General features: G+C 57.8%; 16 protein-coding genes. 11 read left to right on the forward strand and 5 right to left on the reverse strand.

The annotated features are described in order from the left end of the window. The first annotated feature begins 56 nt into the window (after positions 1 to 56). The 4 genes from HMPREF2875_RS08490 (at position 57) to HMPREF2875_RS08505 (ending at position 5,078) form a co-directional block, all read left to right on the forward strand. Positions 57 to 1,091, forward strand: coding sequence for a PAC2 family protein (locus tag HMPREF2875_RS08490; protein WP_070672100.1), 1,035 nt, complete (start codon positions 57 to 59; stop codon positions 1,089 to 1,091). A 100-nt stretch (positions 1,092 to 1,191) separates the two neighbouring features. Beyond that, positions 1,192 to 3,753 (forward strand): DEAD/DEAH box helicase, encoded by a 2,562-nt coding sequence (locus tag HMPREF2875_RS08495; protein WP_070672102.1) that lies wholly within the window; start codon positions 1,192 to 1,194, stop codon positions 3,751 to 3,753. Positions 3,754 to 3,841: 88 nt separating this feature from the next. Continuing rightward, positions 3,842 to 4,219 (forward strand): hypothetical protein, encoded by a 378-nt coding sequence (locus tag HMPREF2875_RS08500; protein ID WP_070672105.1) that lies wholly within the window; start codon positions 3,842 to 3,844, stop codon positions 4,217 to 4,219. A gap of 148 nt (positions 4,220 to 4,367) precedes the next feature. Continuing rightward, the gene (locus HMPREF2875_RS08505; protein WP_070672107.1) at positions 4,368 to 5,078 is read left to right on the forward strand and encodes a VIT1/CCC1 transporter family protein; all 711 of its coding nucleotides are present in this window, start codon (positions 4,368 to 4,370) and stop codon (positions 5,076 to 5,078) included. Positions 5,079 to 5,189: 111 nt separating this feature from the next. Here the strand turns inward: HMPREF2875_RS08505 and HMPREF2875_RS08510 are convergent, their stop codons facing one another. Both HMPREF2875_RS08510 and HMPREF2875_RS08515 read right to left on the reverse strand, forming a co-directional pair. Next, entirely contained in the window at positions 5,190 to 5,720 is a 531-nt protein-coding gene (locus HMPREF2875_RS08510; RefSeq protein WP_070672109.1) for an alkylhydroperoxidase, AhpD family, read from the reverse strand. 46 nt (positions 5,721 to 5,766) lie between these two features. Then, positions 5,767 to 6,360, reverse strand: a complete 594-nt coding sequence (locus HMPREF2875_RS08515; RefSeq protein WP_039675772.1) for a peroxiredoxin — start codon at positions 6,358 to 6,360, stop codon at positions 5,767 to 5,769. 159 nt (positions 6,361 to 6,519) lie between these two features. On the opposite strand from HMPREF2875_RS08515, the gene HMPREF2875_RS08520 reads away from it, so the two are divergent. Beyond that, complete coding sequence (locus HMPREF2875_RS08520; protein WP_070672112.1) at positions 6,520 to 7,491, forward strand: hydrogen peroxide-inducible genes activator; 972 nt, start codon at positions 6,520 to 6,522, stop codon at positions 7,489 to 7,491. An 88-nt stretch (positions 7,492 to 7,579) separates the two neighbouring features. Here HMPREF2875_RS08520 and HMPREF2875_RS08525 read toward each other — a convergent pair whose 3' ends face one another. After that, positions 7,580 to 8,704 (reverse strand): hypothetical protein, encoded by a 1,125-nt coding sequence (locus tag HMPREF2875_RS08525; protein WP_070672114.1) that lies wholly within the window; start codon positions 8,702 to 8,704, stop codon positions 7,580 to 7,582. A 94-nt stretch (positions 8,705 to 8,798) separates the two neighbouring features. Between HMPREF2875_RS08525 and hrpA the strand changes: the two genes are divergently transcribed. Next, positions 8,799 to 12,674, forward strand: coding sequence for an ATP-dependent RNA helicase HrpA (gene hrpA / locus HMPREF2875_RS08530; RefSeq protein ID WP_070672116.1), 3,876 nt, complete (start codon positions 8,799 to 8,801; stop codon positions 12,672 to 12,674). Here hrpA and nrdR read toward each other — a convergent pair. Further along, positions 12,671 to 13,129 carry a transcriptional regulator NrdR gene (gene nrdR, locus HMPREF2875_RS08535; protein ID WP_070672117.1) on the reverse strand — a complete coding sequence of 153 codons (459 nt, stop codon included), beginning with the start codon at positions 13,127 to 13,129 and terminating at the stop codon, positions 12,671 to 12,673. The genes hrpA and nrdR overlap by 4 nt on opposite strands. Before the next feature lie 835 nt (positions 13,130 to 13,964). Here nrdR and lexA point away from each other — a divergent pair. Beyond that, the gene (gene lexA, locus HMPREF2875_RS08540; RefSeq protein ID WP_070672119.1) at positions 13,965 to 14,687 is read left to right on the forward strand and encodes a transcriptional repressor LexA; all 723 of its coding nucleotides are present in this window, start codon (positions 13,965 to 13,967) and stop codon (positions 14,685 to 14,687) included. A 375-nt stretch (positions 14,688 to 15,062) separates the two neighbouring features. Beyond that, a complete protein-coding gene (locus HMPREF2875_RS08545) occupies positions 15,063 to 15,845 on the forward strand; it encodes a DeoR/GlpR family DNA-binding transcription regulator (protein WP_070672121.1) in 783 nt (260 codons plus the stop codon). Positions 15,846 to 15,993: 148 nt separating this feature from the next. Here the strand turns inward: HMPREF2875_RS08545 and ptsP are convergent, their stop codons facing one another. Further along, positions 15,994 to 17,679, reverse strand: coding sequence for a phosphoenolpyruvate--protein phosphotransferase (ptsP, locus tag HMPREF2875_RS08550; protein WP_070672123.1), 1,686 nt, complete (start codon positions 17,677 to 17,679; stop codon positions 15,994 to 15,996). 236 nt (positions 17,680 to 17,915) lie between these two features. On the opposite strand from ptsP, the gene HMPREF2875_RS08555 reads away from it, so the two are divergent. From HMPREF2875_RS08555 to HMPREF2875_RS08565, 3 genes are all read left to right on the forward strand, one after another. Next, positions 17,916 to 18,887 (forward strand): 1-phosphofructokinase family hexose kinase, encoded by a 972-nt coding sequence (locus tag HMPREF2875_RS08555; protein ID WP_070672124.1) that lies wholly within the window; start codon positions 17,916 to 17,918, stop codon positions 18,885 to 18,887. A gap of 22 nt (positions 18,888 to 18,909) precedes the next feature. After that, positions 18,910 to 21,012, forward strand: coding sequence for a PTS fructose transporter subunit IIABC (locus tag HMPREF2875_RS08560; protein ID WP_070672126.1), 2,103 nt, complete (start codon positions 18,910 to 18,912; stop codon positions 21,010 to 21,012). A gap of 73 nt (positions 21,013 to 21,085) precedes the next feature. Then, positions 21,086 to 21,355, forward strand: a complete 270-nt coding sequence (locus HMPREF2875_RS08565) for an HPr family phosphocarrier protein (RefSeq protein WP_070672128.1) — start codon at positions 21,086 to 21,088, stop codon at positions 21,353 to 21,355. The last annotated feature ends 67 nt before the right edge of the window (positions 21,356 to 21,422 follow it).

Consider the following 21,422-nt stretch of genomic DNA (forward strand, 5'->3'; position numbering starts at 1 on the left):
TGAAGTCCGTACGCTCGAAACTAAGCGCCGGACACGAAGGGAGAGTCACTACAACCATGCAGGGAGAACAGCGCCGCATGTATGAGCTGGAGTACCCCGCTCCGGCGGTCAAGGACGATTCCACTGAAGGCAACGGCCCCACCATGATCGTGGCTATGAACGGCTACGCCGATGCCGGGCAGGCCGTGGAGGCTAGCGCGGACCACCTGAAGGCTGCTTTGGAGAACCGCCAGTTGGCATCCTTCAACAATGACGAGCTTATCGATTACCGCTCACGCCGTCCGGCTGTGACCATTGATCATGACCGCACCGTGGAGATCGAAAACACTGATCTCGGCATCAAGGTACTGCGCGATAACTCTGGAAAGCCTTTCCTGTTGCTTTCGGGACCAGAGCCGGATTTGCGGTGGGAGGCGTTTACAGACGCCGTAGTCAACTTGGTGGAAAAGTTCGATATCAAGAACACCATCATGCTCTACTCCGCCCCGATGCCGGTGCCGCACACTCGACCCACGGTTGTCACTGCACACGGCAACGCGCCTGAACTCCTTAACTCCATGGTGCGCATGGAGTCCACGATGATGGTTCCGGGGGCCGCCGCTCTCTACCTCGAGCGTGCTTTGGATAAGAAGGGTCGTCACGTCGCTGGTTATACGGCCCACGTGCCGCATTACCTGGCGGCATCCCCGTACCCGGCAGCTACGCTTCGTCTATTGGATTCCGTTGCGTCCGCAGTAGACCTCAACATTCCGCTGGGCAGCCTTGAAGCCGACGTTGACCGCATCAACCAGCAATTGGAAGAACAGGTCGTCGATTCAGAAGAAATCGCCGGCGTGGTCAACCAGCTCGAAGAGCAGTATGACGCGTACATGGAGCGCTACCGTAAGCGCCATCCACAAGCCATCATGCCGGGCGAAGAACACATGCCTACTGGTGAGGAGATTGGCGCGGACTTCGAAGCTTTCCTCGCGGGCCTCGACGACGATCCCGATATTCTCGCTGAGAATATCGACGACCGTGAGGATAACTTCGGCAAAAACGAAGGCCCAGAGTCCGGCGCAGGAGATACCGACCTAGGCGACGACGTATAGGTCATAATTCTCTACCTGCGCCTTTCATCTTCGTTCTCTATTGTCATGCGTGACCCGGCTCTGTGCGTAGCCACTCATGCTTTCGCCTAAGGTGGGACTGGTGAACCTTTCTCAGATGTTGCCCGATCTCGCCGAAGTCCCCGAGTCTATGGTTGATGAGGCCATTTGGGACACCTTCCAGTCATGGACCTCCGGCCGGGGGATTTCGTTGTATTCCGCCCAGGAAGAGGCATCCCTTGGCATCCTCGCCGGCGATAACGTCATCCTCGCCACTCCGACTGGTTCCGGTAAATCCATGGTGGCTAACGCCGCGCACTTCATTGCGCTTGCTCGTGGGCAGCGAAGCTTCTATACCGCGCCGATTAAGGCTCTTGTGAGTGAAAAGTTCTTCGCCCTGTGTGAGATCTTCGGTCCAGAGAATGTCGGAATGATGACCGGTGACGCCACCGTCAATGGCTCTGCGCCCATCATCGCCGCTACTGCGGAGATTGTGGCCAACATTGCGCTGCGCGATGGCGCAGAGGCCGCCATCGACCAAGTGGTCATGGATGAGTTCCACTATTACTCCGAACCAGACCGTGGCTGGGCTTGGCAGGTACCACTTCTGGAGCTGCCCAAGGCCCAGTTCCTCCTCATGTCTGCCACCCTCGGTGATACTGCGTGGTTGGAGAAGGACCTCACTGAGCGCACTGGGCGAACCACTACCCTCGTGGCTGGCACCACCCGCCCAGTTCCATTGGACTTCTCTTACGTATTCTCCGCCGTGCACGAGACCATCGAAGAGCTCCTCGGGTCTGGTAAGGCACCCGTCTACGTGGTGCACTTCTCCCAGCGCGAGGCCTCCGAGCGCGCCCAGGCGCTGACCTCGTTGTCAAAGATCATCACGCCGGAAGAAAAGGAAGCCATCGCCGCTGAGCTCGGTGCCTTCCGCTTCACCACGACCTTTGGCAAGGACCTGTCCAAGCTTCTGCGCAAGGGCATTGGCGTGCACCACGCAGGAATGCTGCCCAAGTACCGCCGCCTAGTCGAGCGCTTGGCACAAAAGGGCCTGCTCAAGATCATTTGTGGCACGGACACCTTGGGCGTGGGCATCAACGTCCCCATCCGCACGGTACTTATGACGGGCTTGGCCAAGTATGACGGCACGCGCCAGCGCATCCTTAAGTCTCGTGAGTTCCACCAGATCGCAGGCCGCGCCGGGCGTGCCGGTTACGATACGGAAGGCACGGTCGTCGTCGAGGCACCAGAGCACGAGATTGAGAACGCCAAGGCCCGCCGCCGCGTGGGCGATGACCCGGCGCGCCTGAAAAAACTAAAGAAGAAGTCCGCACGCGAGGGAGAGGTTTCCTGGTCGGAGAAGACCTACGCCAGGCTTATCGACGCCAAACCCGAACAACTCACTTCCCAGTTCCGGGTTTCGAACTCTATGTTGCTCAACGTCTTAGCTCGCCACGGCAACGGTTATGAGCATCTCAAGCACCTGCTGCGCACTAGCCACAACACCCGTGCTCGTCAGAACGAGGACATTCTTACCGCGCTTAGCTTGTTCCGCGGCCTGCTGAATGCCGGAGTGGTCCAAAAGTCCACCAAGGGGCTCGATATTTACGGCCGGCCATACCACGTGGTGCGCGAGATGCCGCGCGACTTTGCTCTCAACCAGCCCCTAGGCCCCTTTGCCCTTGCCGCACTGACTTTGCTGGACCCTGAGTCGGAGTCCTATGCCCTCGATGTCATTTCTGTTTTCGAGTCTGTACTTGATGACCCGCGCCAAGTGCTTATTGCCCAGCAAAAGCAGCGGCGAGGCGAAGAGATCGCAGCGCTCAAGGCGGAGGGCGTGGACTATACCGAGCGCATGGCTATCGTGGAAGACATCACGTGGCCCAAGCCCTTGGAGGAGCTCCTCGAGCAATCATATGAGACCTTTTGCCAGACCAACCCGTGGGCTAAAGAGTTTGAGCTGCGGCCTAAGTCGGTAGTGCGTGACATGCTGGAGAGCGCCATGACGTTCTCGGACCTCGTCGCGACCTACGGCCTCGCTCGTTCGGAAGGCGTTATTCTGCGCTATCTCACCGACGCCTGGCGCACGCTCAAGCAATCCATCCCTGAGGAGTACCTCACCGAGGAGCTTGAGGACATTATCGTGTGGCTCGGTGAGCTCATTCGCCAGGTGGACTCTTCGTTGGTCGATGAATGGGCAGAAATGGCTGGCGAAGACTCCCCTATCTCCCAGAAGGATTTAGACCGAGAGCTTGCTTTCGGGGTAGAGGATCCCACGGCACTGACAGCAAACCAGCGTGCCTTCAGCATCATGGTCCGCAATTACTTCTTCCGACTTGCCCAGCTTTTTGCTTTGGAGAAGGAGGACCGGCTGGCCGAGCTGCTGGACTATCTCGATGAGGTTCCGGACTTTGGTGAGGCTCTTGACGCGTACTTCGACGATTACGACGATATTGACGTCGGTCCGGCTGCACGTGGCCCCGAATACTTCGTACTCGACAAGGGCGACATGTCAGCGGCATCGAGAGCGCGGTCGTGGACTGTGCGCCAAATCCTCAAGGATCCTGAAGACGACAATTCCTACCAGATCGTCGGCACCGTGGATTTGGACGCGTCGGATGAAGCGGGCGAGGTACGCCTGTCTGAGCTGCACGTAGAGTACTAAAAACTCAGCGGAACATTAATAGACTCCACCTGACAAAGCCTGAATACTCCGCGCTCACTTTCACGTAAAGAGTACAGTGGGTGGCGCTATGACTCGACCAGATTCTCCAGCCACCAACATTCGCCTCGCCGGCGTGCACTTCGATAGGCATGAGGAAGCAGTCACGGTACATTGGCTGCTCGGCGGCCTCCCCCATCACCGTGACGTGGTCTTTTCCCTCCACACCGTCAACCTAGAGCTCACCATTCGCTTTGACAATGAGCACTTAGAATCTATGGACATCGCATCCTTTGGGGAAGATGAACGCGACATTCGGCGGGAAGTAGATTATGAATACACCTACACCCCAGAAGCGCTGGCCGTGACCATCCCATCCTCACACTTCGACCTACAGGACGAAGTTTTTACCTTGGGCCTTTCCGTAGACGGCATGTCCTGCGGAGAATGGACCGGAACTGTTGTCTAAGGCTAGCTACACCCACCTCATCTAAGGCTGCGCTACCACCGCTCAGCTTAGCCTATACACGCTTTACAAGCCTGTGACCAGCGGGGATACTGAGAAAGTGAGAGTTCTCTAGACAACTGAGAACCCGAGCTGGGTAAAGGAACAGGCCATGACCATTCATAGCAACGAGCCCCACGGCGCGTCCCACAACGCGCGGCTGAATTCTCTGCGGGCGGGTGTACTCGGCGCTAACGACGGTATTGTCTCCGTCGCCGCACTTCTGTTAGGCGTGATGGGATCGGGGGCGTCGGCAAGCGCAATCCTCACTGCTGGTCTCGCTGCCACCGTGTCCGGCGCCGCCTCGATGGCGCTTGGCGAATACGTATCTGTCTCTGCCCAGCGCGATTCTGAGCGGATGATGATCACCAAGGAAACGCGCGAGCTTGAGGAACTTCCCGAGCAGGAGCACGAGGAATTGGTAACCATGCTCTCCAGCTATGGCATGGGCAGGAAAACTGCAGACACTGCAGCGCGTGAAATTGCCGCCGAAGACAGACTCCTGGAGGCCCACCTGCGCTTAGAGATCGGCATCGACGGCGAAGACCTCACTAACCCATGGCATGCAGCGTTCTGGTCAGCCGTGTCCTTCTTGGCAGGCGCCTGCCTGCCCTTGCTGTCCATCTTCCTTGCACCGGAGGCAACAGCACCATTCACCGTTGCCATTGTCACGCTCATCGCCCTCGCCGTCACCGGATACGTATCCGCCCGCCTCGCAGGCACCGACACTACCCGTTCGGTTCTGCGCCTTGTTATCGGTGGCGCCTTGGGGTTGGCCATCACCTACGGAATCGGCGTTGCTTTTGGCGGAGTCGTGGGCTAACTCCGCCTCACAGATCTCAACCGACTCCGACACATCCTCCTATGCAGAATCGTCCCGCCACCGCTACTACGGTGTGGGACGTTTCGTGGATTAAGCGGTAAAGGCTCGCCTCTAAGCGTTACGTACGGCCTCAGCCTGCAGCGCCTGAGCTACAGCCTGGACCACGCCGGCAACCTTGATGCTTTCCCAAATCTGTTCCTTGGCCATGCCTTCCTCGAGCAGAGTCTTAGCGTGGGCAGAAAGGCAATGCTCACAGCCGTTAATGGCGGAGACTACGGTGTTCCACAGCTCGAACGTGGCCTTGTCAACACCTGGCTTAGAGATGATGTTCATGCGCAGGCCAAACTTCACCTGTGCATAGTCATCACCCAACCAGCTCTTCGCGCGGTAGGCCACGTTGTTCATGGCCATCACCGTGGCGGCACCGAGGGCGGCGTCAATAGCTTCCTCGCTCAGGTGCTCGCGAGCATCCTCCAGGATCTCCTTGAGCACCTGGTCATTGCGGGTAGCGGCTGCAGCAGCAACCAAGCTGCCCCACAGCTGCTCCTCGTTGAGCTCGGTGGTGCGAGAAAGGGTACCAAGGTTAAGTTTCTGATCCTTGGCATAAGCCGGAAGTGCGGACTTCAAGTTATCAATAGACACTGAGGGTCTCCTTTCGAGAGCACTCTGTTTAGACAGCGACCTCTGGTTAGAGGGCGGACTGAACGACGTCCAGCTTGTTGATGTTCTTCGTCGGGTCATTAGCCTCCCAGTTGCAGGCACAGACCTCTTCCGACTGCAGTGCGTCGAGCACGCGCAGAACCTCATCAACGTTGCGGCCCACAGCATCTGGAGTCACGGAGACGAACTGGATAACGCCATCCGGGTCGATAATGAAGGTGGCGCGGTCTGCCACACCATCGGCGTTCTCCACGCCGAGGGCACGAATCAGGTCGTGGCGAATGTCGGAGAACATCGGGAACGGAACTTCCTTGAGTTCCGGGTGGGTAGCGCGCCAGTTGAAGTGTGCGTACTCATTATCGGTGGAGCCGCCGAGAATCTGGGTATCGCGGTCCTGAAATTCCTCATCCAGCTTGCCAAAGGCAGCAATCTCAGTCGGGCACACGAAGGTGAAGTCCTTCGGGTAGAAGAACACAACCTTCCACATGCCACGGTACTTATCCAGGGACACCTGCTCGAAGTAGTCCTCCGGCTGGTTCGCGTTTACGTCGTGCAGATCGCCGCCCTTGAGCGCGGTCAACTCGAACTCGGGGAACTTTTCGCCGACGGTCAGGATAGACATAGAAAGGGTCAACTCCTTGAAGAAACTGTGATGCAAATCTCTGTAACCACACGCCAGTGTGTCATCACGCAGACGCATAGCCACTCACTCGCCAAGTATGCCAACAGTTTCTTCGCAAGTCAATAGTTTGACTTATTTATAAGTGTTAGAGTTATAGGCATGAACAATAAGGAGTATCGTCCGACGCTAGCCCAGCTGCGCACCTTCGTCACCATCGCGGAGAATAAACACTTTGGAACCGCAGCGTCCAAGCTCGACATCTCCCAGCCATCCCTGTCACAAGCCCTCGTCGCCTTAGAACAGGGCCTCGGCATACAACTCATCGAGCGCTCTACCCGAAAAGTCATCGTCACCTCCGTTGGCGAAGAGCTCCTCCCCTTTGCCAAGGCGGCCCTCGAGGCCTCCGATGCTTTCCTCGCCCGCGCCCGCGGGGCTAATGGTACGCTCACCGGCCCCTTGACCATTGGCGTCATCCCCACTATCGCGCCGTATATCCTCCCGGAACTCCTCCAGTCCATCACGGAGGTCTACCCCGAACTCGAACCGCGCTTCGTGGAAGAGCAGACTCAACACTTGCTCGACAAACTTCGTGAAGGCACGATCGACCTCGCCATTACGGCCCTTCCCACGGAGGCCGCCGGCATGGTGGAAGTGCCGCTCTACGCTGAGCACTTCACTGTCGTTACGCCCTCCAAGCACCCTCTAGCAGGGCGCTCCGATCTCACACTAAAGCAACTCGAAGACCTCGACTTATTACTGCTTGATGATGGCCATTGCCTCCGCGACCAGGCGCTCGACCTCTGCCGGCGGGCCAAGATTAACCCCTCCGAAGCAACGAATGCAGTCACCCGCGCATCATCACTCACCACCATTCTGCAGCTCGTCATGGGCGGACTCGGTACCACGCTCGTGCCCGAGTCAGCGCTGGCAACCGAATGCACGAGCCCTGATCTAGCAGTAGCGCGTTTTGCACCTGCCGTCACCGCCGAGCGACAAGTAGGCCTGACGTTCCGGTCGTCCGCAGCGCGCGCCGAAGAGTTTCACGCCTTCGGTTCACTGGTCACCTCTGCCTACCAGGCAGCGGTGGAACGCTCACGCGCACTTATCCCCGTCACGTCCCCTCACGAGTAAAACGACAAACGCCACCTTCTTGCCGCCACGCTATGACGCGTGGAGAAAGAGGTGGCGTTCTCACCTACCCACTAAGGCAGACTCTTATCTACGCTGCCGGCGCGTAGCGTCCTTGGCACTGACGGCACAGATGCGCCGTAGCCAATTGCAATGCCGGACCGATGACCACAAGTGCCAAGCCCAGAGTAATTACAGAAGCCGCAGCGAGAAGGCCCGACAGTACGAGGAGCAGCAGGATGTGGCTGTAGTTCTGCTTGCCCAGCTTCAGGCCCTGAGAGAATGCCTCACCGATGGAGGAGGTATCCGCAGCCAACCACGGCATAAGGGTGAAGAAAGGCTGAATGAACAATGCAATGAGTGCAACCACAATCAGTCCGCCAAACACAGAGCCCACGAGGGCCAGGACTTGGCCCTCCTCGAGTTGTTCAATGCTGCCGGAGCCCGTCGCCGCAGCACCGCCGAAGCCCAAGACAAAGATTGCGACAATGGCGATCACCATGGCAATAGCCGCAAGCACACCCAGCACGAGGTTGACGACCAACGGCTGCACCCAGCGAATACCTTGGAAGAGGGTGCCCCACGTCGGCTTAGGCGTGTCAATTTCGCGGTATGCCAAGCGGTAGACGATCAAACTGATTACCAAGGCTAGGATGCTCACGAGAAGCGACAGGAAATTGACAGTCAGACCTGTTTCCACGCTATCGCCGTTCTGCTGAACGATACTCAGAGAAATCTGCGGAACAACCTGAACGATTCCGACCACGAAGGCACCCAGAATCCAGAGCACCGGATTCTTCAGTGCAGCACCGAAGCCCCACTTAATAGCCTCGATAGCGCTCACCGGGCCGGTGTAGGCTGGGCCTGCCTGTGGGCCGGGGCCCGCGTAGCTGCCGTCCTCACCATAGTTAGCACCAGCGTAGCCTGGCTGGCCGGTGTTGTAGGCACCATAGCCGCCATATTCTTGGCTTGCACCATAGGCGTTAGCGCCTGGCTGTCCCGCATCTTGAGAGTTTCCACCGAAACCCTCATTCGAGCCATAGCCGCCGTTGGCGCCGTATCCGCCAGGTTGGCCGAAACCTGCCTGGTCTTCCGGGTGGTTTGTCGTCTCATAACGCGGCAATCCACCGTTGTTTCCAGCACCGTTGTTAGCGCCGTTGCCGAAACCGTTGTTGGAGGAATTGTCCTCCGATTTAGGGTCAAAGGGATTAGTCATTGTTTGTGTCCTTTACATCTTTGGTCACACAGACAACACGAGCGTACCAACAACTTCACGATAATCCATGAGCGAGTAGACTTTTAGGGCGATTATGACTGCAACTCGCGATGAACTCTATAGCGCTCTCACTAACGTTTCGTTGAGTGATGAACGCGCATTCCGCCGCCGCCTCCGTAAAGCCCGCGCCCCAAAGGCCCTCGAAGCAATTGGCGCAGATATTGCCGCAGCACAAAAGCGAGTGGCCGCCATCGACGCTGGTGTGCCGGTAATTTCGTACCCAGAGCAGCTTCCCGTTACCGCCCGCAAGGAGGACCTCGCCGAGGCCATCGCGAACAACCAGGTGGTCATCATTGCCGGTGAGACTGGTTCCGGTAAGACAACTCAGATTCCCAAGATCTGTCTGGAGCTCGGCCGCGGGCGCCGTGGTCTCATTGGGCATACCCAGCCCCGCCGTCTTGCCGCCCGCACGGTCGCTGAGCGCATCGCCGACGAGCTCGGTCAATCCATCGGGGAATCTGTTGGTTACGCCATTCGCTTCGATGACAAGGTGTCCTCCACCACGGCCGTAAAGCTCATGACCGACGGTATTTTGCTTGCAGAAATGCAGCGCGACCGTTTCCTCAACGCCTACGACACCATCATTATCGACGAGGCCCACGAGCGCTCCCTCAACATTGACTTCTTGTTGGGCTACCTCAAGCGGCTTCTTCCTCAACGGCCAGACCTTAAGGTCATCATCACTTCTGCCACTATTGATCCAGAGCGCTTCGCCACGCACTTCGCTGACGCCGATGGTGAACCTGCCCCCATCATCGAGGTCTCCGGACGCACCTACCCGGTAGAGATCCGTTACCGTCCATTGGAGATTGAATCTGGTGGCAAAACCATTGATATCGATCCCTTGGACGCCCTGTGTGAGGCCATCGAAGAGCTCATGGCCGAGGGCGAAGGCGACATCCTTTGTTTCTTCCCCGGTGAACGCGATATCCGCGATGCTATGGAAGCCATCGAGGGCCGCCACTGGCGTGGCGTAGAAGTCACTCCCCTATTTGGACGACTGTCCAACCAAGAGCAGCACCGAGTATTTACCCCGCATAGCGGGCGAAGAATCGTGCTCTCCACCAACATTGCCGAAACGTCACTGACTGTTCCCGGTATCCGCTATGTCGTGGACACCGGCACCGCGCGTATTTCGCGCTACTCCACCCGCACCAAGGTCCAGCGTCTGCCTATTGAGCCTATTTCCCAGGCCAGCGCCAACCAACGCTCTGGCCGTTGTGGACGTGTGGCTGACGGCATTGCCATTCGCCTCTACAGCGAGCAGGACTTCCTGTCCCGCCCTGAGTTCACCGACCCGGAGATTTTGCGCACCAATCTGGCCAGCGTCATTCTGCAGATGATTTCGCTACGGCTAGGCGATATTTCGGAGTTTCCTTTCGTCCAGCCTCCCGAGCCTAAAGCCGTACGCGATGGTTTGCTTCTCCTGCATGAACTGGGTGCGCTCCAGCACAAAGAAAAAGATGGCCTTCCCGTCTTGACTCACGTGGGACGAGACTTGGCGCGTATTCCAGTCGATCCGCGGATGGCCCGCATGCTCGTCGAGGCCAATACGTCAGGCTGCCTTACCGACGTCATGATCATTGTCGCCGCCATGACTATCCAAGACGTGCGCGAGCGCCCCCTAGACAAGCAAACTCAAGCGGACCAGTCCCATGCCCGGTTCAAGGACAAGACCTCAGACTTTTTGTCCATGCTCAACCTCTGGGACTTTGTCCAGGAAGCCCGCGAGGAAATGAGCGGCAATGCCTTCCGCAAGCGGATGAAAGCGGATTTCCTGCACTATATGCGTATCCGCGAGTGGTTCGACCTCGTGCGCCAACTGCGTGACGTGGCCAAGCAACTGGGGTGGAAGGCACAGGAAGGAACAGAACGGCGCCCCGATGACATCCATATGTCTCTGCTGTCTGGATTGCTCTCCAACATTGGCGCCCGCGACGGCAATTCCAAGGAATTCATTGGTGCGCGGAATACCCGCTTCCTCGTCTTCCCTGGCTCCGCGCTGGCGAAGAAACCTCCAGAGTTCCTCATGGCCGCTGAACTAGTCGAGACCTCTCGGCTGTGGGCGCGCGATGTCGCCGCAATCGACCCAGCATGGGTGGAAAAGCTGGCGAAAGATCTGCTCAAACACAACTATTCTGATCCCACATGGTCACGCAAGCGTGGCTCCGCAGTGGCAACTCAGCGTTCGACGCTGTATGGCGTCACTGTCGTAGCTGACCGCACGGTGCCCTATCACCATGTAGATAAGGCTGCGGCTCGCGATATGTTCATTCGTAACGCGCTTGTCGACGGCGACTGGACCACCCACCACCACTTCTTCCATGACAACAAGCGCAAGCTCGCTGAAGCTTCAGAATTCGAGGAAAAGGCCCGCCGGCGTGGTCTCGTCGTCGACGAGGACACATTGTTCGACTTCTACGACCAGCGCATCCCGGAGACTATCACCACGGCGAAACACTTCGACTCTTGGTGGAAGAAGCAGAAGAACAAGCATGTGCTTGACTTTGACCCTGAAAAGCTTCTTGACGATGACCACGACGTCACTGAAGAGGCCTTCCCGGATCGCTGGCTCAAGGGCAGTATTGATTACGACCTTTCCTACAAATTTGAGCCGGGCGACCCCTTGGACGGCGTTACCCTCATGGTCCCTGTACCGCTGCTTGCAGGCCTCGACGCCGAGGGCTTCGATTGGCTCGTTCCTGGCCTTCGCCTCGAGCTCATCACCGAACTCATCCGCTCCTTGCCTAAGGCTTTGCGCCGTACCGTCGTCCCGGCACCGGAATTTGCTGAGAGAGCACTGCCCAAGCTTTTGCCCTACGAAGGGCGCATCACCGAGCAGCTCGCAGCAGTTCTACAAGAGATGGGCGGACAAGGCATCAATGCCAGCGATTTCCGCCCTGACCAGCTGGACCCGCACCTGCGTATGAATTTCGCCGCGGTGGATAAACGCGGCAAAATCATTGATTCAGATCGTGACCTCAAGGAATTGGTCCAACGACAGGCGGGACATATTTCTTCCTCTGTATCCCGCGTGGGCCGCAAATCTGAATCCAAGGCCGTCAAGGAATGGTCCGACGACACTTTGGGCAGCATCGATGAGGAAGTTACCACCGTGGTAGATGGCCATGAAGTCACTGCCTACCCGGCACTTGTGGCGACCAAGGAAGGAGTCGCCCTTAAAGTGCATCCCACCAAGGCGGCTGCCGACGCCTCCATGATCACCACTACTCTCACGTTGCTGCTCCGTGAGATTTCCGTGAACACACAACAGATGGTCAAGGGCCTACCGCTGCAGCAGCGCGTGGCTGTTGACGCCTACCCACACGGAGGAGCAGATGGGCTAATTAATGACGCCCGTGTCGCCGCCGTGCGGGACATCATGATGGAAAAGGGCGGCCCTGTTCGCAGTCCTGCGGAATTCACCGCACTTCTCAACGCAGTTAAGCCAGAGGTACCAGGTCGCGTGCGACAGTCGGTAGTAGCGATTGCTCCAGGCCTGGCCGAGTATTCCAACCTCTCGGCAGAACTGAAGCACTGGGAAGGACCAGCTATCGACGACATACGCGCGCAACTCGAGTTCCTGCTTCCATCCAATGCTCTAACGGTCCACGGCATTCAGCATCTGCGTCACCTCCCACGCTACATCCAGGCCGCACGGATCCGCCTCGAGGACATGAACCTCGATCCGGACCGAGACGCTGACCGCCAGGCTGACATTGACGAGGCCAAGGCTTACCTGACCAATCGTTTGCGTGCTTTACCCGCGGGGCGTGAAAAAACGCGTGAGGTCAAGGACATCTACTGGATGATCGAGGAGCTGCGCGTATCGCTTTTTGCACAGCGTTTAGGCACCGCTCACGCTGTATCACTGCGCCGAGTACAGAAAGCGGCCGATAAACTGCGTTAGAAAGAGTCCCTATCTCGGCGGCGCATGAGACGAATCTCTGACTCAAAGTCGTCCGCGCTTTCGAAGGACTTGTAGACCGACGCGAAACGAAGGTAGGCAACCTCGTCGAGGTCACGCAGTGGTTCCAAGATAGCCAAACCGATGTCATTGGCATTGACTTGGGAGGAACCATGGCTGCGGATGGTTTCCTCGACCTCCTGGGCCAGCTTCTTCAATGCATCGTCGCTGACGTCGCGGCCTTGGCAGGCTCGCTGAACACCGCGAATAAGTTTGTCACGGCTGAATGGCTCGGCAAGGCCATTGCGTTTAACCACCAGCAGAACGGCTTTTTCAACAGTGGTAAAACGACCCTTACACGCAGTGCATTCTCGACGGCGGCGGATCGAGGTACCACTATCAACTACGCGAGAGTCAATAACGCGCGACTGTTCATTGTGACAGAACGGGCAATACACGGCTCGGCATCCTTCCTCGTGGTCACACAAATGCGCCTTTCCGAGTGAACGAGCCCAAAAGAAGGACCGTCTTACAATCAGCGGGCAAGACGCAGCTTATCGCCTCGTAGTCTACTCACTGCTCACCCGCCTGGGTACCTACCAGTCCTCTGATAGTCCCTAGTGCGAAGTTGCCACTGTAACGGGCGTTGTTGTCGGTGCCGACGACACCTCACTGTCGATGCTCAGCCCGCCCCACACGGTTCCGACGAATACAGCAGCACCGAAGACTGCACCAAGAACATAGTTACCTACGTTCGAGTTTCCTAACCGGCGGTTCGAGCCCGACTTTACGCTCGAAGCACAATAGCGAGAGCGCCTAACGTCACGCTCTTGTGTTCTATCTAGTGGAGATAAAGTTCGAACACTAGGCAAAGTCTGTAGCGAGCGGCTTGGCGCAAACTGTGCAACCGCAGGCTCCCACACAGCTGCTGGCGGGACAATTTCAGGACGAGAAGTCCTTCCCTCGTTGCGAGAGAAGCCGTGCTTGTTCGGGGCATTAAGTACGATAGCCATGTTCTTACCTTTCAGATTGCAATTATTCGCTGACGATGATGGCTACAGTGTAGAAAACCGCTCCGACACCTTCGAACACCGTCATCGCCCAATCGTTCGATTTGGTCTGTATGTTCGATTTATAACACCCTCTCGAAAGTTTGTCCATATTTGCGTGGCAACTGTCGAACATTTTTTCTTTCCATGCTAGAAAGGAGACAGGCATTCGAAATGCTCTACCCCGTTTACGTCACCCTAGAAACACCCCTACCGCCATCCCTCGAGTCAGCCAGGAGAAAACATGGCCCGCAAAGCAAAGAAGAGCGACCAACCCACTCTCGAATCTCTGTCCGCTCGCCAGCGCCGCATTCTCGAAGTGATCCACGATGCCGTGATGCTGCGTGGCTATCCGCCAAGCATTCGCGAGATTGGTGATGCCACCGGACTTCAATCCACCTCCTCTGTGGCCTACCAACTCAAGCAACTCGAAGAGAAGGGTTTCCTGCGCCGCGATCCCAACAAGCCACGCGCCGTCGATGTTCGCCACTTCCCTAACGCTGACGATTCCAAGAAACCCGGCCGCAAGACCGGCGCCACCAAAAACGTCGTCGAATTTGCAACTGGAGATATTCCTGAGGAAGCTTCGGCGCCAACATACATCCCAGTAGTAGGTCGCATCGCCGCAGGTTCCCCCATAACTGCGGAAGAAAACATCGACACCTATTTCCCAATGCCGGATGACATCGTAGGAAATGGGGAACTTTACATGTTGCAGGTTGTGGGTGACTCCATGCAAGATGCCGGAATCCTAAATGGCGATTGGGTCATTATCCGTTCCCAGTCCGTAGCGGAAGAGGGCGAATTTGTAGCGGCTCTTCTCGACGGCGAAGAGGCCACCGTCAAGGAGTTTCACCGTGACTCCTCTGGCGTATGGCTCCTTCCGCACAACGACGCATATTCACCCATTAAAGGTGACGAGGCGGAAATTATGGGCAAGGTTGTCTCGGTGTTCCGCAAGCTCTAACCCTCACACACCCGCCTCTCCTCCACCTATCATTACCCCGCTCGATTTACCCTTCTTGCCTCACTCCATGTGGACATATCGAGCGGGTTTTATCTTTTCTCCTACCCCCTTGTGTGTGTAGATGTCCGATTTATGCCCGTTTAGCGGCCAAGATCACAGATTCCCAAATTCGCTGTACAGAGCCAGTTTAGGCAAGAAATTAAGCCTTTTTGATGTGTAGTTCTCTTTGCTTAGTTCCGTTTTGCCCGCACTCAATGGGAGAATGGGAACATCACAGCAACGCGTGTTGCTCCGTCCGCTAAGCCGCCTCGCGGATTACTCCATTCCGACTTGGCGCAGCGACCAACCCCATGGAGCCCCTCAAAGGGAGGAACTATGTACGCCGAAGAGCGCCGTCGCCAGATTGCCTCATTGACCGCCGTGGAAGGTCGAGTCAACGTCACCGAACTCTCTGAACGGTTCGACGTCACAGCCGAAACCATCCGCCGAGACCTTGCTGTCCTCGACCGCGAAGGCGTTGTTCACCGCGTCCACGGCGGCGCTGTGGCCTCCCAGTCCTTTCAGACCGCAGAGTTCACTCTGGACACGCGCCAACGCTCTGCAACTGGCGCAAAGATGGCTATTGCACGAGCTGCTCTTGATCAGCTACCGGATGGCGGCAGTATCTTCCTCGACGCAGGCACAACGACTAACGCCCTCGCTGACCTGATTGGGCAGCGCTTCTCTGCTGGACAGTTCAATATAGTCTCTAATAGTCTTCCCATTGCCCTTTCTCTAGCCAGCAATGGGGTTTCTGACGTGCAGCTGCTCGGCGGTACCGTTCGTGCCATTACTCAAGCCGTCGTTGGCGATACGGCCCTTCGCACTATGGCACTTATGCGCGCCGACGTTGCTTTTATTGGTACCAACGCATTGACCATCGACCATGGTCTATCCACTGCTGATTCTCAAGAAGCTGCGATCAAATCAGCATTCGTGACTAACGCTCATCGAGTCGTTGTTCTCTGCGACTCTTCCAAGTTGGGTAACGACTACCTGGTCAGCTTTGCTTCACTCAATGACATCGACGTTGTCATTACCGATGCAGCTGCACCTGAGACCTTCATCGAGGCTCTCAAGGATCACGACATCGACGTCATCATCGCCAAGGACAAATAAAGAGCCTCACCGGGGCATGAAATTTTTGCCTATCGGTTCGGCTCGACCTTCCGATTTAGCGACAGCAAGAATCCGCCCCAGCCCTTCTCTTTTATAGTCAAGGGCTGGGGCGGATTTTCGTATCACGTTAGAGGCACGGTGGGCGTATTTAGAATTCCTCTAGCAGAGCAATAACTGCCGTACGGGCCTCGGCTGGGCCCTCCGCATTGATGGCGGCTTCCGCCATCTTCTCGCACTGCTCGAAGGTAAGTTCAGCCAGCTGTGCTCCAACGCCAGCGACAGCAGTCGATGCAGCCGACAGCGAGGTCACACCCAAACCAGTAAGAACACAGGCCAGCATCGGATCAGCTGCCGCCTCACCACACACACCAACCGGGACGTTGTTGTCACGTCCCACCACGCATGTGTGCTGAATAAGGCGCAGAACAGCAGGCTGCCATGGGTCGGTCAAGTAGGCCAGCTGCGGTGACAGTCGGTCTGCTGCCATCGTGTACTGCGTAAGGTCATTGGTACCGATTGACACGAAGTCCAAGTGCGGCATGATGGTGTCGGCCATGAGGGCCGCTGCAGGAACCTCAATCATGGCTCCAGCAGTGAGTCCGCGCTCACGACACAGATCTGCAAACCACTTCGCCTCCACAGCGGTGGCGACCATCGGAGCCATAACCCACGTGGTTGCCTCCTCACCACGGTTGGCTGCAGCTTGAGCAATAGCGTCAAGCTGACGGGTGAGCAGTGCCTCATTATCGCGAGCCACGCGCAGTCCGCGCACGCCCAGTGCTGGATTCTCCTCAGAATCTAGGGTGGCGTAAGAAATTGGCTTATCCGAGCCTGCATCGAGGGTGCGAACAACAACCTTGGATTCAGGGAAGGCATTGAAGACCTTTCCGTAGATTCGTGCCTGCTCGTCAACTGTCGGTTCCTCGCTCGCAGAGAGGAAGGAGAGCTCTGTACGATACAGGCCAATGCCTTCTGCCTGAGAGTCCGAGGCAATACGTGCAGCGTTTCCATCGGCGACATTGGCAAGCAACTGCACGCGGTGACCATCCTTGGTCTGCGCTGGGCCACGCCATTCTGCAACACGTGCAGCCTTCTCGCGGTACTCTTCCACCGCTTGAAGAGAGCTCTCACGGTCAGCACCAAGTGCAACCGTGCCCACCGAGCCATCAACAAAGACCTGGGTACCAGCTTCGATTGTGCGCAAATCTGCGCCGACTGCCACAATGCAAGGAATATCGAGCTGACGGGCGATGATTGCCGTGTGGCTGGTCGGACCGCCGAGCTCAGTGACGAGAGCCTTGATGTGGGAGGTGTCCAGGGTAGCGGTATCGGCGGGGGCCAGGTCGTCTGCAAGCAGAACAGCCTCGCCTTCAACCATGGGCAGGCCCGGTTCCTGTTCACCACGCAGCTGCGCGATCACACGATCACGCACGTCCTTCAAGTCCGTCGTGCGCTCGGCCATAACACCGCCAGCGGCTTCAAACATCGTGACAAACTTGTCCGTGGCTCCCACGGTGGCATACTCGGCGTTCTTGCCACCACGGATTCCTTTACGCACTGCCTTGTGCCAGCCACGGTCCTTCACCATGCCGGCCGTAGCGCCGAGCACCTCGGCAGCTTGGCCTTCGGCACCGGCAGCTCGCTGCTCTAGGCGGCTGGCCACAACATCGACGGCTTCCAGAAAACGGTCGTACTCAGCATCGCGCTTGTCCTCCGCGATGGTTTCACCGGCCTGGGGTAGTTCTGGACGGGGACGAACCCACACTGCCTCGGCGTATGCAACACCGGCAACAACTCCGGTTCCTTTAATGGTGGATGGGGATGCGGTTTCCATGACACATTTCCTTAACGGAGACGATTGTTTCTCTACCCCAGATCATCACAAGTCGGATGAAAATGCAACGAAAACCACAGTGATTCTATTGACTTTCGGGCACAATCAGACAACAATCGGAATAGAAGCAACATCTATTTGTCGCTGACTGGGGCAACCCGCGTCGTGGCACCAAACGCCGCGAAGCGCGTTGGCACCCAATATACGCACACTGCGAAAGGGGACGATTGTCCAGAATGATCCTTACCTTGACCCCCAACCCCAGTATCGACGCCACGATCTCTCTGAACGAATCCATACGTCCGGGTGCCGTTCACCGCGCCGAATCTGTCTCCCATGTCGCAGGTGGCAAGGGAGTCAACGTAACCCACGCGGTAACGATGGCAGGCGTCGACAGCCTTGCCCTCTTACCAGCGGCGGCGTCCGATCACTTCCTCGCTCTAGCAGCCGCAGACTCCATCCCTGTGCACGCAGTGCCTATCGACGGCACCGTTCGCACCAACACCACCCTCACCGAACCTGACGGTCGCACAACGAAGCTCAACGGCCCGGGCCCCACACTAACGGCACAGGACCGCAGCGCTATCGCTGCTGCGCTGAAGGAACATTCCCCACAAGCCGAGTGGCTCGTCATGTCAGGCTCTCTTCCGCGGGGAGTTCCCACCGAGTGGTACACCGAACTGATGAGCGTTGCTCGCACCGCCAACCCTGAGCTCCGCGTCGCTGTGGATACCTCCGACGCCCCCATGGCGGCCTTGGGTGAGAACCTCAGCACCGCGGCCCCAGACCTCATAAAGCCCAATGGCCTCGAGCTGGGTCAGCTTGCGGGCGTCGATGGCGAAGCGCTGGAGGCCAACGCCGAAAATGGTGATTTTAGTGGTGTGGTGGAATCCGCAAGAGTCATCGTCGAACGCGGCATCCCTGAGGTGCTCGTCACCCTCGGCGGAGCTGGCGCCGTGCTCGTCACCGCAGATGAAGCATGGGTCGCTACTCCCCCGCCAATCAGCGTGAAGTCCACAGTGGGCGCGGGTGATTCATCCCTGTCTGGATACATCCTCGCGCGCCGAAACGGTTCCTCATACGCGGAGGCGCTGCGACAGGCTGTCGCTTATGGTTCCGCGGCCGCTTCCCTGCCTGGGACTCAACTGCCTTCCCCAGAACAACTCGATATCGATCAAACTGCAGTTTCTGCAGTGCCCGCCCTATAGCACCTGTTAGGAGTGCATAAGCATGGCATCCGATCTTATTACCACCGACCTCGTGGCGCTCGATGCCGACTTCGGTGACAGCATCGAATCCGTCATTACTAACCTCGCCACACTGGTTCATGATACCGGCCGCGCTAGCAGCGTCGATGAGCTCGCCGCACCTGCCATTGCTCGTGAAGCCAAGGCTGGCACAGGCGTTCCCGGGGGCGTCGCCATTCCCCACTGTCGTTCTGCAGCAGTCACCGAACCAACTCTGGCCTTTGCCCGCTTGTCTCGCGGTGTCGACTTCTCCGGTCCCGATGGTGACGCACAGCTGGTTTTCCTCATCGCCGCTCCGGAAGGCGGTGGCAAGGCACACCTGAAGATCCTTTCGAAGCTAGCCCGCGCGCTAGTGAAGAAGGACTTCCTCGAGGCCTTGCGCAACGCAGAGACCAAGGACGAAATCGTCAAGGTCGTTCTCGACGTGGTCAACGCTGAAAAGCCCAAAAAGAAGGCTGTACCAGCAGAATCTGCGGCTGCCGGCGCCACTGTTCCCGCTTCTACTTCTTTATCCGCTTCCACGGACGAGGCCAAGGGTTCGAAGAAAACGCGCATCGTCGCTGTGACTGCCTGCCCCACCGGTATCGCGCACACGTACATGGCTGCTGATGCCCTTACCCAGACCGCCGAAGAGCGCGACGATGTCGAGCTCACCGTTGAGACGCAAGGTTCCTCCAACAACACCGCTGTGTCCGCTAACGTCATCGAGAATGCTGACGCCGTCATTTTCGCCACCGACGTCGGAGTGCGCGACCGTGAGCGCTTCGCAGGTAAGCCGGTCATCGAATCCGGAGTCAAACGCGCCATTAACGAACCGGGCGTAATGATCGACGAGGCTATTGCTGCCTCGAAGAACCCGAACGCTCACAAGGTGTCAGGCACTGCTGGTGCCGCTTCCTCGAACGCTCAAGAGGAAGGCGAGGGCCTCGGCTGGGGCAAGCGCATCCAGCAAGCCATCATGACCGGCGTGTCCTACATGGTGCCCTTCGTCGCCGCAGGCGGCCTTCTCCTGGCGCTGGGATTCTTGCTTGGCGGCTACGACGTAGCCAACGGATGGCAGGCCATCACCACCGACTACTCGCTGACGAACCTGCCTGGCCATGACGTAGTGGTCGACGGCGCAACGATGACGTTCAAGCACTCAGGCCTTGGTCTCTACCTTGGCGCCGTGCTCTTCGCCATCGGCCAAGCGGCGATGGGATTCATTGTCGCGGCTCTCTCCGGCTATATTGCCTTCGCACTGGCGGGACGCCCAGGCATTGCGCCGGGCTTCGCCGGCGGCGCCATCGCCGTCACCTTGGGCGCCGGCTTCATCGGCGGTCTGGTCACCGGTCTTATCGCTGGTTTCGTTGCCATGTGGATTGGCAAGTGGAAGGTCCCACGCTGGGTCGGCTCCCTCATGCCGGTCGTCATCATTCCGCTTCTTGCCACCATGATTACTGGTCTGCTCATGTACCTGCTACTCGGTGCTCCATTGGCCGCCATCATGAACGGTTTGCAGAACTGGCTCGCCTCCATGTCCGACTCCTCCGCTGTGTTGCTGGGCATCATCCTCGGTCTCATGATGTGCTCTGACCTGGGCGGTCCGGTCAACAAGGCCGCTTACCTCTTCGCCACCGCAGGTCTGTCCACCGGTGACGAAGCTTCCATGAAGATCATGGCCGCTGTCATGGCCTCCGGTATGGTCGCCCCCATCGCACTGTCTATCGCTACCTTCGTGCGCAAGAACCTCTTCACCCCGGCGGAGCAGGAGAACGGCAAATCCGCATGGCTGCTGGGCCTGTCCTTCGTCTCCGAAGGTGCTATCCCATTCGCTGCCGCCGACCCGCTTCGCGTCATCCCGTCCATGATGCTCGGCGGTGCGGTCACCGGCGCACTGTCGATGGCGCTGGGTGTCATGTCCCGCGCTCCGCACGGCGGCATCTTCGTCATCTTCGCAATCGAGCCTGCATGGGCTTACTTCGTGGCCATCCTCGCGGGCGTGGCGGTGGCGGCCATCGCTGTCATCGCTATGAAGCAGTTCTGGCCAAATAAGACCGCCGAAGAGGCTGCTGCGAAGGCAGAAACCGCCAAGGCTGCCGCATAAACTGCGCCGTCTTTCTTAGAAGGCGCGTAGACTTGAAACCACGAAAAATCTTTAAGTCGAAAGGACTATCATCATGGCTTCTAAGACCGTCAAGGTTGGTTCCTCCGTCGGATTGCACGCACGTCCGGCTTCCATCATTGCTGATGCCGCTGCTGAGTTTGATGAGGACATTTTCCTGACCCTCGTTGGTGACGATGACGAGGATGAGACCGATGCTGCTTCTTCCCTGATGATTATGGCTCTCGGCGCCGAGCAGGGGGACGAGGTCACTGTGACCTCCGACAACGAAGAGGCTGTTGAGAAGATTGCTGGCCTCATCGAGCAGGACCTCGACGCTTCCTAAACAGCGCCTCGTCGCTTGAAGCGCATGCTCCCGCTTCCCTCATAGTTGAGGGTGGCGGGAGCTTTTT

Source organism: Corynebacterium sp. HMSC078H07 (assembly GCF_001812805.1).
GTDB lineage: Bacteria > Actinomycetota > Actinomycetes > Mycobacteriales > Mycobacteriaceae > Corynebacterium.

What these genes read in the sequence shown, in the direction of transcription:
- HMPREF2875_RS08490 (WP_070672100.1), top strand. Translation starts at nt 57, where the DNA reads ATGCAGGGAGAACAGCGCCGCATGTATGAGCTGGAGTACCCCGCTCCG.
- HMPREF2875_RS08520 (WP_070672112.1), top strand. Translation starts at nt 6,520, where the DNA reads ATGAACAATAAGGAGTATCGTCCGACGCTAGCCCAGCTGCGCACCTTC.
- hrpA (WP_070672116.1), top strand. Translation starts at nt 8,799, where the DNA reads ATGACTGCAACTCGCGATGAACTCTATAGCGCTCTCACTAACGTTTCG.
- lexA (WP_070672119.1), top strand. Translation starts at nt 13,965, where the DNA reads ATGGCCCGCAAAGCAAAGAAGAGCGACCAACCCACTCTCGAATCTCTG.
- HMPREF2875_RS08505 (WP_070672107.1), top strand. Translation starts at nt 4,368, where the DNA reads ATGACCATTCATAGCAACGAGCCCCACGGCGCGTCCCACAACGCGCGG.
- HMPREF2875_RS08565 (WP_070672128.1), top strand. Translation starts at nt 21,086, where the DNA reads ATGGCTTCTAAGACCGTCAAGGTTGGTTCCTCCGTCGGATTGCACGCA.
- HMPREF2875_RS08500 (WP_070672105.1), top strand. Translation starts at nt 3,842, where the DNA reads ATGACTCGACCAGATTCTCCAGCCACCAACATTCGCCTCGCCGGCGTG.
- HMPREF2875_RS08560 (WP_070672126.1), top strand. Translation starts at nt 18,910, where the DNA reads ATGGCATCCGATCTTATTACCACCGACCTCGTGGCGCTCGATGCCGAC.
- HMPREF2875_RS08555 (WP_070672124.1), top strand. Translation starts at nt 17,916, where the DNA reads ATGATCCTTACCTTGACCCCCAACCCCAGTATCGACGCCACGATCTCT.
- ptsP (WP_070672123.1), bottom strand. Translation starts at nt 17,679, where the DNA reads ATGGAAACCGCATCCCCATCCACCATTAAAGGAACCGGAGTTGTTGCC.
- HMPREF2875_RS08525 (WP_070672114.1), bottom strand. Translation starts at nt 8,704, where the DNA reads ATGACTAATCCCTTTGACCCTAAATCGGAGGACAATTCCTCCAACAAC.
- HMPREF2875_RS08515 (WP_039675772.1), bottom strand. Translation starts at nt 6,360, where the DNA reads ATGTCTATCCTGACCGTCGGCGAAAAGTTCCCCGAGTTCGAGTTGACC.
- HMPREF2875_RS08545 (WP_070672121.1), top strand. Translation starts at nt 15,063, where the DNA reads ATGTACGCCGAAGAGCGCCGTCGCCAGATTGCCTCATTGACCGCCGTG.